A 13034-nucleotide genomic window follows, 5' to 3' on the forward strand; every position below is an offset into this window, starting at 1 on the left:
TTTGATGTTTCATTTTAATTTTTATTAAAACTATTTAAAATAATACAATATGTTTGATTTTGTATAAAGCTTTGTTATTTTTACACCTAACTAAAATCACTTGAAATCAAACATTAAATGCAATTTTTAGAAGATAGATTTATTCTATTAAAAAATTTATACTGCAATAAAAACAAATCTATACATTTCCTTAAACTTACAATTATAGAAAACTTGCAAAATGAAATTATTTCCCCTTCTTGAAAAATATTGTGATATTTCAAATCCTAAAAAAACAGGACTTTTATTAATAGATTTACCAACAGGCTTTGGTAAGACTTATGAAGTTTTGAAATACATTTATCAAGACTATCAAAAATCAGATAAGAAAATTATTTTTCTTACTGAACTCAAAAAAAACCTACCACATGATACCACTTTCAAACATTTTTTTGAAAAAGAAAATAGACTAAAAGATTTTGAGAATGACGTAGTATTCATTAATTCAAATCTTGATTGCGTACTTGAAAATCTGCTCCCTAATCTTAATAAGATTCCTGAATTTATTAAAGAAACCGAAGAATTTAAAACTTTACAAGCTAACATCAAATTTTATGAGGATTTGAATAAAAGAAAAAAAAACTCTTTGTTTATTCAATTACAAGACAAAGTAAGAAAAGAAATCCAAAGCGATTATGAACCAAGGTTTAGAAAATTACTCACAAAATATTTTTACGAAAAAGGCAAAAAAAAAGAAGTCCGTATTGATTTATTGAAAAATGACAAAGATTTTCAATGGGTTGCAAAAGTATATCCAGCAGCGTTAAGTTTTGAAAAACGAATTTTCTTTTTGAGTGTAGATAAGTTTTTAGTGAAAAATAGTCCAATAATAGAGAAATCGTATTACTTTTTTGATAATAATTTTTTAAAAAATGCACTTATTTTTATTGACGAATTCGATGCGAGCAAAGAGGTTATACTTAAAAATATTATTGAAACACAACTCAAAAAACGAGTTGATATTATCGGCTTATTTGAGCAAATATACAGTAGCTTTACATCTTTGACCATTCCTCAAATATTTTACAAAAACTCACAGCAGTGGGAAAAACTCAAAGAAAAAAAAGCTGATTTACAAGACATTGCCCATATCATTGAAAACCTAAAAAGCGAAGCAACTAAAATAAACGATGAATATAATATCAATTATTCAGTAAAGACTTTTGGACTAAACAATCAAAAAAATTTTCTTTTCCATGACTATCAATATCACACCATTGTAGGTGATAAAAAGAGTTTTATTTATTTACAACAAGACGAAAATGAGAGAATAAATAATGTTCACTTTGTTGAAAAAGATGCTGCCCGTAGAGATAAGCCAAGTATCACAGAGTTTTTGACAGCTATTAAGAGTTTCATCAACTTTTTCAAAAAGGGTGCAAAATTGATAGCAGAAAATTATAAACAAATCAAAAATGAAAACCCAAACATTGATAATTTTACATTTGAAAATGCTTTATATACTTTTTTTGATGAATTAAAGCTAACAAGAGAACAGAAACTACACCTCATTGATAGTATTCAAATAAAACAATTCCAACACAAACAAAAAAGTAAAGAAAGTGAAATAAAAAATGACTTTAGTTTTCATAACAATGGATTTCGCTATTATAATTTTGAAGATAGCGAATTACATGACACTAAATCTAAAATATACATAACAGAATTTGATACTACACCAGAAAAATTATTACTTAATTTAGCAACTAATAACTTAGTTATAGGTATTTCTGCAACTGCTAAAATGAAAACAGTTATAGGGAACTATGACTTAAAATACTTACATAGAAATTTAAAAGAAAATTACCTTGAACTAAGTTATAATGAAATACAAACTCTGAAAGATGAATTTGTCAAACGAAATAAAGATTATGTTTCTGTCAAAGCAGATTTTTTAAGCATTGAAAGTTGGAAAAAAACTTTAAGGAATTTCGAATTTGGTAAACTTAAAACCAACGAGCTATTAACAGAACTTGAAAAATATCAAAATTCAGAAGAAAATGATTTTGAATTAAAAAGATATTTAAAAATAGCAAACGTCTATCAAAAATTTATACAAAACGATAATATCCAATCTTTCCTTTGCTTCCTCAATACACACCCTGACTATAATAAAGTCTCTTGTGATTTGAAAATATTAGAAATGTTTTTTAGTGCTATTATTCAAAAATATCAAAAAGAAAGTTTATTTTCTTCTAATAAAGATAATTTTGATGTCAAAAAATCATTCAAGGTTCTCAATTCCAAAGATTTTGATGATAAGAAAACAGAAATTTTGGAATTACTTAAAAAAGGACAAAAATTATTTTTGATAACAACTTACCAAACTTTGGGCGCAGGGCAAAATATTCAATACGCCTTAGATAACTTTGATGAATTTCTCACAAAAGGAAAAATCAAACAAACTTATACTCCTAAAGGCTATATACCTGAAAGATTAAAAGATTTTGATGCTATTTATTTGGATAAACCAAGCAATCTTCTGGTCAACGTCAATAATGAACAACTAACGAATTTTGACGTGAATAAACGTATTTTTCAAGCTGAAATGCTTTTTCAAGCTAATAAGATTTTTTATCAACAACTTGTTTATGAAATCAAACTTACATTTAAAAAAGCTTATTATAAGGATAGGCGTTTTGATGTTTTCTTTCCCAAGGAAATATATAAAAGTCTATATCTTACAGAAGATTACAGGAACTTTGTAGCCAAAGAAGTAATACAAGCTATTGGTAGAATTAATCGCACTCATTTCAAAAACAATGAAATTTATATTTATGCAGATAAAGCAATAGCACAACAAATCAAATATTTTGATACTTCAAACTATCTATGCCTAAAGGAATTTGAAGCGTTGATTGAGAAGGCACAATTTGAACAAGAGGAAGAATTACTAAATAATGATAAAATTATGGAAATAGAACAAAATAACATCTATTCCCATAATTGGATAAATGCTAAAGTAAAAGGCAAATACTGGAATGAAGAAAACATTAGAGATTGGCAAGAACTTCGGGAAATTGTGCTGAAATACCCTACTATATCTAAACAAGAATTTGAGAAATCAAGTAATCTGAAAAACTGGCAGTTCATTTATGTGCCAATGTTAGACAGCAATTTTAAAGAGTTTGAACCAAAAAATTGTTATCATTTTACCCAAATAAATGACTATTCCAATATTAAAATTGATTTCTCAGGAAAGGGAAAAGAAGTTTCTGCCAAAGCGATTAATTTACCTGATTTGATGAAAATAAAAGATATACAAGATTATTTCAACACACAAGACTATGCGACTGATTTTCAAGTAAACGATTATATCATTGCTCCTGAAATTTTTAACAATATCTATAAAGGTGCTTTAGGCGAAGTCATAGGCAAATTCATTTTTGAAAATTATATTATGCCTGAAAAGATTTTGCAAGAATTACCACAAAATATTTTTGAACGGTTTGATTTTATGCTTGATGATGGTATTTTTATAGATTTTAAATTTTGGAATGATAATAATAGCCAAAGTTACAAAGAACAAATTGAAAAAATATTTTCACTAAAAATAGCTGATATTAAACGAAAAGGATTTGTTTTCAAAAAAGTTTTTATTATCAATATATTATCAGATAATAGGTTTAAGATTCATGAAAGTCAAAAAGGACAATTGATTGAAGTCCCTTTCTTAATTGACAAAAAATCTTTCACTATTGACTCTGAAAAATTACATAACCTTATAAAACTCTTAAAAAGTGCAATACAAAACTAATCAATTAGACAAAATAATTTTGTTTTCAAGTGAAAACTATAAAAATATAACTAAAGATTTTTGGGTGTATAAATTTAAGATTGATGCTAAAAAGGTTGGCTATCAGTATTCTTTAATAGATGAAGTGAAACAAGAGCTAAATGGGGTTAAATCTGTTGTCTATCTTGCCTCTAAAGCTTTTTATGCTTTATTTGAAAAAACAAAATTTAAGAATGAATTTGAGTTGGAGGAGAAAATACAAAACCTCATTAAAAATTCTGATGAAGTACAATTTTCTCAAATTACTAATTTAAGAGATAAAAATGAAATTGATACACGCCATTTAGCACAACTTTTATTTAATAGTTTAGCAAATACTGCTACAAAAAACACTAAGTATTCTAATATAACGGGTGGATTGTATTGGGTAGTAAAAACAAATGAGGCAAAACAAAAAAAAGATTCTCCAAAAATTACTTGGCAATACATCACATTAAAATTAGAATTAGATTATCATTTACATTTAAGATTACATGTAAAAACTTTTTCCAACTTGAAAATGACAGGTAAGATGAATTTTACTAATAGAAAGACTAAACTAAAAGATTATGTCCAATATGAAATTCTATCAGATAACATCCGAAGTATGCGAAGATTGAAAAGTACCGAATATAATAAAAAACCTAACAGCACATACATATTAGCTCAAATAGATGGTAAAAAAAGTAATATTCCTTTTTTAGACTTTTCAAATTGGGAAAAATTTGAAGTTTCAAAAAGTGGGGTACTCTATCTTTTTTTGAAAGAGGTAAAAGAACATTTGAATGAATATATTAATGTTAATTTCGTTCAATTACCTTTTAATGCAGAAAAAACAGAATTTGACAAAACCCTCTCTAATAAGGTGAAAACAAGAATACAAGAATTTTGTCACAGTATCCCTATTGTTATTAATATTGCAGATAGCTTAAAAAATGATAAGGAGGCACAGGAATTGGCTCAAAACTTACAAGTTTTTTTGACCAATACAAATTACAACATTGGAAATATATGTATTGGTAATTTATCAAAAAAATCCATTAATATTCGCATAATTCGTAATAAGCAGTATTATAAAAATAATAACCTTACAGATGAATATTGTAAAAACAAAAATTATTTAATACATCACATCACTACCGATGATTTTGAAAAGAAAAATAAGACAACAAGAAAACGAACAATTGAAAAAGCTGCTGTTGATGTTATTTTTAAAGAAAGTTATATTAAAAATGATATAAGAAATGGCAAAATTACCATTATAGATTGGACTTTCGGGGAGTGGCTTTTTATGGGTAAGGAAGAAGTAAAAGAAGAAAATCAAGATAAAAAAGATAAAAAATTTAACTATCACTTATTAAAAGTTTCAACAGATGGTAGATTGACTTACAAAACTTGCCTATATAATGAAGTTTTCTCAAATTCCGCCTATGAAAGATATAAGGCGATTTACCAACAATACGATAAGTTCAATGGAAGGGAATTTTTGAATTGTTTGTTAGTTTCTAATCATCAAGATATCAATCTGATTTTCGAAACGCCACTGTTTACCATTCAAGAAATTGAGAAAATTGGAGAAACTTTGGAATTAGAAAATCAAGACACAGAAATATCCAAATCAGCTATTTTGAGAATGTTCGAAAAATTTATTCAAAAAAACGAATTATTTGCAAAAGACGAGAGGTTTGATAAAATAATTTCAAAAACTAAGTCTTATAAAGAAAAATTTACAAAACACGATTTGAACACCCTTTTTTATGATGTAAAAAAAATCAAACATTTAGAAAAAGACTTAAAAGAAGCAAAAAAAAATGGATTACAATCTGAAATTAAAAATCTTGAAGAAAGAATTCAGAAATTCAAGTCAGAGAGTTTAAGTAATCAAACAAAAATTAAGAAAGAGTTCTGTCGTTTTTATTACGAAAACTCATATTCTTATCTGGGCAAAAAAGATGTTTTACATCATTTTTTCAAGGGAAAAGAAGATATGGACGAGCTTTTTGCTTCAAGCACAAATATTTACTTTCAAAGCGAAAATTTAATGGAGGCTTTTTATTTTGTGGGCATTGTTCCAGAACAACTTCAGACAAGTTTCCAAAATGCTACCAATATACGTAAAATCAAAGCAGTTAGAAATTTGAAGGGGAAACAAAGCCAACTTGTTTTTGACCAACTTTTAGAAACAATGGCAGTTGATTTTGTAAAGCAAGGTAATTTAACTGTTTTACCGTTTCCATTTAAATATCTGCGTGAGTTAAAAAAATAATCATGTGTAGAAGATAATATACTCACTTTGAGTACATCAAAATCAGAATTATAAATATAAAAAACATAGAATAAAAAATATCTACTCCACCAAAAAACAATGTCCAAACAATTTCGTCCACTTTTCATCCTTTTAGCCGCCATGTTGGTCATTGCCGCTGCCTTGTATTACCTTGAAAAAGAAGTACATTGGGGAGGATTCGTGTCCATGATGGTCTTTTATGGACTCATTTTCTACTTGGGTATTTATGCTGCAAGCCTCCGAAAATCTGATAGTGTCACCGAAGTCATGTTGGCAGGGCGAAGCATCCCCTTGTTCATTGCCGTATTTACGATGAGCGCAACATGGGTAGGTGGCGGATACATCAACGGAACTGCCGAATACACAGTCAGTTCTGGTTTGGCATGGGTACAAGCACCGTGGGGATATGCGCTGAGTTTGGTAGTAGGTGGTTTGTTTTTTGCCCGAAAAATGCGCCGCTACCAATTCAAAACCATGCTCGACCCTTTGGAACAACGCTTTGGCAAACAGATGGCTGCCCTACTCTTTCTTCCCGCCCTCACAGGTGAAATTTTTTGGTCGGCTGCAATATTGACCGCTTTGGGAACGACCTTCGGAACGGTTCTGGGCTTGGACTTCAATACTTCGATTGTACTTTCTGCTATGATTGCTATTGCATACACTGCCTTAGGTGGGTTGTGGGCAGTTGCGCTGACCGATATTGTGCAGTTGATTTTTTTGTTTGTTGGCTTGATATTGGTCATCCCCTTTGCATTGCAGCATGTGGGTGGATGGGAAAATGCGTGGCAGATGTATGTGGACAAAAAAGGCAGTTTGAGCAGTTTTTTTCCTCCAATTGACGGTTGGCGGCATCCCGAATGGGGCAATTATTATTGGAATTGGCTCGACTATGCTTTGTTGCTCATTTTTGGTGGCGTGGCATGGCAAGTGTATTTTCAACGGGTTTTGTCTGCAAAAAACGAAAACACAGCTGTATGGCTTTCCATCATTGCAGGTTTTGTGTGTATGGCGGCGGCTATTCCTGCTATTATGATTGGCGTGATTGGGGATGTGGTAGATTGGTCAAGTGTGGGCGTTGCAGTTCCTGAGAATGCGTCTTTGACCCTGCCTTATGTGGCCCGCTATTTGACCAATCCGTGGGTCAGTACGATTGCCTTGGGTGCTATTGCAGCAGCAGTGATGTCGTCGGTGGATTCTTCGATTTTATCGGCTTCAAGCATGGCGAGTTGGAATGTGTATCGTCCTTTGATTCAGCCCGATGTAAGTCCTGAAAAACTGGCAGTGGTGTTGAAGCGTTGTATTTGGATTATTGGGATTGCAGCGACTTTGTTGGCATTGCAGGTAAAAAGTGTGTATGCGCTCTGGTTTTTGTGTAGCGACTTCGTTTACTGCATTTTATTCCCACAATTGGTCATGGCTTTGTTCGACAAAAAGGCCAATTATTATGGTAGTTTGGTGGGGTTTATTGTGTCGTTTGTGCTGCGATTCGGTGGGGGAGAGGCAACTTTGGGAATTCCGCAATTACTGCCCTATCCGATGGTCGAAAATGGAGTGGTTTTGTTTCCTTTCCGAACTTTGGCAATGGTCAGCGGCTTGGTGTGTATTTTTGTGGTATCGAGATTGACTCAGAAAAGTTGTCCTGCGAAGGAGTTGGTGATGGAGGAGGAATAAAAGTAGATTTATTCGATTTTCTTTGGTAAAAAAGTTTTAACTTAGTTTTATTATGCTAATTTACATAAGCCATTGCCCACTCTTATAACTAATCATAATTTCAAATTTTCCTAAAATCCTTTTTCACTATGAACAAAAGAAAAGTTCTAAACAGAATTTTATTATTGGCCTTTATTGGTCTATTTAGCTGTTATTTTCTATCCCCACAAGTGGAAGCACAAACAAAGTATCGTTTTGGAAAACGTACCCATGATGAAAAAGACGGGCATGACACTCCTCGAACTTATGGTACCAATTCGAGTAGTTTTGTGATGACCTTTAAAAACCAGACTTTGCTTACCCTGAATCTTTTTAAAAAAGATAAAAATGGTAAACCAACTTTGGTCAAATCTTTGGCGCATGGTGAAACCTACAAACACCAAACATCCGAAAATGAGCAATGGCTAGCGCAAGACCAATATAGCAAAGCAGATATCCTTCAATTTGCAGCCAGTGCCAATAAACCTACTATTCAAATAGATTTGAGTGCCGTTAAGTCTCTTGAATCTACACAAAAAGTAAATTTAATCTTTAAAAATAGCAACAACTTCGATGTCATTGTTTATTGGAAAGATTTTCGAGGAGTAGAGAAAAAATTTTTCATGTTAAAAGCAGGGGATAGCTACAAACAGGATACCTATATTGACCATTCGTGGGTGATTCGACATGCAGAAACAGGAAAATTGGTCGGTATGGTAATTGCCAATGAACAAATACAACAAACATACGCTTTTGGAAATGGATTAGGAAAACAACCTGAAGGTAAACCCAAACCGACTCCAACCCCGACTCCAACACCAACACCGACCCCAACACCAACACCGACTCCAACACCAACTCCAACACCGACTCCAACTCCAACCCCGACTCCAACACCGACTCCAACACCGACTCCAACTCCAACACCAACTCCAACTCCAACACCAACTCCAACACCGACTCCAACTCCAACTCCAACACCGACTCCAACTCCAACACCAACACCGACTCCAACACCAACACCGACTCCAACGCCGACTCCAACACCAACACCGACTCCAACACCGACTCCAACACCCAATAAATCAGTAGAAGAAACAATGGAAGAACAAATTTTGGCATTGGTGAACAATCACCGAAAAAGCTTAGGATTAGGAGTTTTACAGATGCATACAACCATTCAGCAATATGCTCGTAACCATTCGATGTACATGAAAAACAAAGGCAAGATAAGTCATGACAACTTTAGTGAAAGAATGACACAGTTGACACAAGTGATTGGTGGTGTAATCATGCGTGGCGAGAATGTAGCCATACAGCCATCTGCTCAAGAAGCCTTCGATGCGTGGCTTGAGAGTAAAGGACACCGTGACAATATCGAACAAAGTAACTATACACATACAGGTATTGGCGTAGTCAATAAAGGCAATGGTATGTATTATTTGACACATATTTTCATAAAGAAACAGTAAATTTGAAACCAAATTCTATCACCCAACAACTTGCCCTTCAAAGCCAGGGTTTGCTGCAATCGACTTCTTTCGGAAAAGGAAGATTGGAGATGTGTTAGATTGGTCAAGCGTGGGTGTGGCAGCTCCTGAAAATGCTTCTTTGCCCCTCCCTTAAGTAGCCCGTTATTTGACCAATCCATGAGTCAGCACCATTGCCTTGGGTGCGATTGCGGCAGCGGTGATGTCGTCCGTAGATTCTTCTATTTTGTCGGCTTCGAGTATGGCAATGTGTATCGCCCCTTGATTTAGCCTGATGTCAGCCCTGAAAAACTGGCAGTGGTGTTGAAGCGTTGTATTTGGATTATTGGCATTGCAGCGACTTTGTTGGCATTGCAGGTAAAAAGTGTGTATGCGCTCTGGTTTTTGTGTAGCGACTTCGTTTACTGCATTTTATTCCCACAATTGGTCATGGCTTTGTTCGACAAAAAGGCCAATTATTATGGTAGTTTGGTCGGTCTTATCGTGTCTTTTGTGCTGCGATTTGGAGGAGGAGAAGTCACATTGGAAGTTCCACAATTGCTGCCTTATCCTATGGTTGAAAATAGAGTTGTGGTTTTTCCTTTCTGAACTTTGGCGATGGTCAGCGGTTTGTTGGGTATTTTTGTGGTATCGAGATTGACACAAAAAAGCTGTCCCGCAAGGGAGTTGGTGATGGGAGGAGAATAAAACATCCACAAGGGTTTTACTTACACCCCCAACAGTGCAAACCCTGCCCAGTCCCTCATTTCTCGATTTTCTGCAATGAGTTTCAGTTTGGCATTTCGCAATGCATCGGCATAATCAGATTGGTTGTCAAGCACTTGTTGAAAGAAAAAACGAACGATTTCACTCGAAGCATCCTGTGGAATTTTGAACAAAGAATAAATTACATTCGATGCTCCTGCATACAAAAATCCCCGATTGAGCGCAATCATTCCCTCCCCTTTACGGAGATCCCCGATACCACTTTCACAACTACTCAAAACCACCAAATCAGCGGACAAATGTAGATGATAGGTTTCACTGATATACAATTTGTCGTTTTCTTCTTGTTGCATTCCATTGTCTATTTCTTGAAGTGCTGTTTTGGGTGTTCGATAAAGATACAAACCCGACAAAGACGGCATTTTTTTGTTGACAAATCCATGCGTAGAAAGCAGCACATATTTGGTGTTGGAGATGTATTGCTGCAAGTTTTCTTTTGAAGCTTGGTCATAAAACAAAGCCGTGGCATCCAATTGTTTGTTGCAGAAAAGGGTGTAAATATCCTTGACCTCAGCTTCAGTTGCCTCCAAATCCACCAATACTTCATGCTCACTATTTGCCGACTTCAATACCACATTGCGCCGATATTTTTCAGTATTTATTTGCCCACTTTTGATGATATATCCTTTTGTTGGTCGCTGAGTAGTCCCAAAAGAAACGGGTGCAATTCCAAAGAAACTGTCCTTTTGTTGAGCGGTTTTTTGATGTTTGTGGTAGGTATGCAGCCACAATGCAGCCGAATACTGATAGATGATTTGGTAGTCTGCAATCAAATAGGGTAGCTTCGAGTAAGTAGTTTCGTCAACTCCCATTGGGTTTATAAGCGTTTCAAAACTAAGGCGATGCAGTTGGTCATCGGCAATGATTATGAGTCGTTTTTGGGCGACAAGTTGGGCTTCAATGGGGTAAATCAGGTAGCTATACATTTGACTCGATGCTGCCACAAAACGGGTAATTGAGCCTGTATCGATCGCTCTTTGAAAATGACTGATACTCTTTTCAAAATCTTTTGGTTTATCAACTTTTACCAATCTCATATTGGTTTTGGTCAGCACAAAAATATAAATATTCCGTTCACCCATGAAATATTCAATCATAGCAGTAGCAACAGACATTTGCTGCTGAATATCCTCGATTTTGGGTGTTTGTATTTCATATTTCAGTTGGTGGTATTCGGGGTAAGTGACTTCAAAATGAGCAATTAGCTGCTGATAAGCTTGGTCTAAATCGAAATACTGCCCTTGCCATTCTCTGACAAGGGTTTCGTTGGCCTCAGTGTACTTCAATTTTTCCTGCCTGATTTTTTTATCCAAATTACTAATGTCGCTTTTGAGTTTGTTTTCTCTTTGCAGCAACTCGCCAGGTATGTGTGCGGCAATTTTGGCATCGGCTTCTGTTAGATTGGAGAGCAAAATCAATGCCTTGCTTTTTTCGGAAAAATCGAAGGCTTGGTATAAATAAGCAAGTTCGTCTGTTTGTTGATACAGTGCAAAAGCGACCTCTATCGCTCCCTCATAAATAGGTAAGTTTTCTCGTGATAAGATGAGCTTGGAGCCTTCTGCCTGATAGTTTTGGCGTAGGTAGTCTATGAAATGTATGGCAGTGTAATAGGTCTGGTAAGCTGCATTTAGGTCTGTGATTTCTTTCGATTCTTCAGTGTATAATTGGTAAAAAGTTTGGGCTTTGTTGTACAAGGTTTTGCTTAAAAATATTGCAGATTTATTGTCTTGTAAGTTGGAGGGATTGATGTACGTATCTTTCACTTCAAAGTGGTCGCAGAGGCTAATTAAGGCATTTTGATATTGTTGAAGTGCTGCTGCAAAGTGCTTTTGTTCTTGAAGGCATCGTGCAATAGCCATGTAATTTTCTCCCAAGAGCGGATGTTTTTGTTCCAATGAACCTTGTCTTATCTTCAATGCTTTTTCAAAAACCGAAATAGCCTCTTCCAACTTTTGCTGGACAAATAAATTGTATCCCAATGCCATGTAAGGCAAGGAGACAGACAAGTGGTTTTCGTCAAACAATTGCAAGTATATCTTCAATGCCTTTCGGTGAGAAACAGTCGCTTCTTCATAGTTCCCTAATTTGGTGTGTGTTATACCGATGTTTCGATAAAGCGGTGCAATCATATTGTGCGCTTCGTTCTCTGTTCTTAACCGTATTTCCAATGATTTTTTGTAGTAATTGAGTGCCTCTTCATAATTTTGATTTTGAAGCAAACAAAAAGCAATATTGTTATAGCTAAGAGCCATAGATTCATTGGGTTCATCGTAAATTTGGGTGTAAATTTGCAGTGCTTTTTTAAAATACACTTCTGCTTGAACATAATCTCCACATTGGGTAAGACTCCAACCCAAATTATTGTAGGAATTGCCTACTTCCAAACTGGTTTTTCCATAATGAAAAAGATAGATTTCTAAGGCTTTCTTAAAATAATCGAACGAGTCTTGGTAATCTCCTTTGTATCCTTGACAAAAGGCAATATTACTATAACTCGTTGCTAAAGAGAGGTCTTGTGCATCGAAGTTTATTTTTTGAATCCCTAATGCTTTTTCATAATACATCTGTGCTTCGTGAAAATCTCCAATGTGCTGATGATAATAAATTCCAAAATTGTTGTAAATCCCCGCTAATAATCCTTGTTGTTGTTTAGATGTAGATAAATCGAGTGTTTGCTTCAAAATGACCTGAAGTAGCACATACATTTCCTCAAACTTATGAGCATGACCATACATATCGCTTATAGCGACCTGTTTTTCAATATACTGCAAAACATCCTCTTGCTTTTGGTATATTTCTGCCGCTTTTTGCAGTAAAAGAATCGCCTCCTTGTAACGTCCTTTCTCTTCTTCTTTTTTGGCTTCGGTGAAATATGCCTCTGCTTGTTGGATTGGATTTTTCATGAATCGGATTTTAGGCTATTAAGTTACTAAAAATTTAGTTTGTGAGTGTTTTAAAAAAAATCTTAACTTGGTTCAATAAATAAAAG

6 protein-coding genes are annotated in these 13034 nt (G+C 34.1%); 5 read left to right on the top strand and 1 reads right to left on the bottom strand.

From position 1 onward, the window contains the following. The first annotated feature begins 220 nt into the window (after positions 1–220). The 5 genes from R3E32_06000 (at position 221) to R3E32_06020 (ending at position 9868) form a co-directional block, all read left to right on the top strand. On the top strand, positions 221–3796 hold the full coding sequence (locus R3E32_06000; protein MEZ4884275.1) for a hypothetical protein: 3576 nt from the start codon (positions 221–223) through the stop codon (positions 3794–3796). Continuing rightward, positions 3780–6080: a hypothetical protein gene (locus R3E32_06005; GenBank protein MEZ4884276.1), complete on the top strand. Its 2301-nt coding sequence runs from the start codon at positions 3780–3782 to the stop codon at positions 6078–6080. The genes R3E32_06000 and R3E32_06005 overlap by 17 nt, the downstream gene beginning before the upstream one ends. Positions 6081–6179: 99 nt before the next feature. After that, the gene (locus R3E32_06010) at positions 6180–7772 is read left to right on the top strand and encodes a sodium:solute symporter family protein (protein ID MEZ4884277.1); all 1593 of its coding nucleotides are present in this window, start codon (positions 6180–6182) and stop codon (positions 7770–7772) included. Between the two features lie 128 nt (positions 7773–7900). Beyond that, complete coding sequence (locus tag R3E32_06015) at positions 7901–9262, top strand: CAP domain-containing protein (protein ID MEZ4884278.1); 1362 nt, start codon at positions 7901–7903, stop codon at positions 9260–9262. Positions 9263–9583: 321 nt separating this feature from the next. Continuing rightward, positions 9584–9868 (top strand): hypothetical protein, encoded by a 285-nt coding sequence (locus R3E32_06020; protein MEZ4884279.1) that lies wholly within the window; start codon positions 9584–9586, stop codon positions 9866–9868. Positions 9869–9987: 119 nt separating this feature from the next. On the opposite strand, the gene R3E32_06025 is transcribed toward R3E32_06020, so the two are convergent. Then, positions 9988–12948: a CHAT domain-containing tetratricopeptide repeat protein gene (locus R3E32_06025; GenBank protein MEZ4884280.1), complete on the bottom strand. Its 2961-nt coding sequence runs from the start codon at positions 12946–12948 to the stop codon at positions 9988–9990. Between the last annotated feature and the right edge of the window lie 86 nt (positions 12949–13034).

The organism is Chitinophagales bacterium (genome assembly GCA_041392475.1).
Classification (GTDB): domain Bacteria; phylum Bacteroidota; class Bacteroidia; order Chitinophagales; family UBA2359; genus JAUHXA01.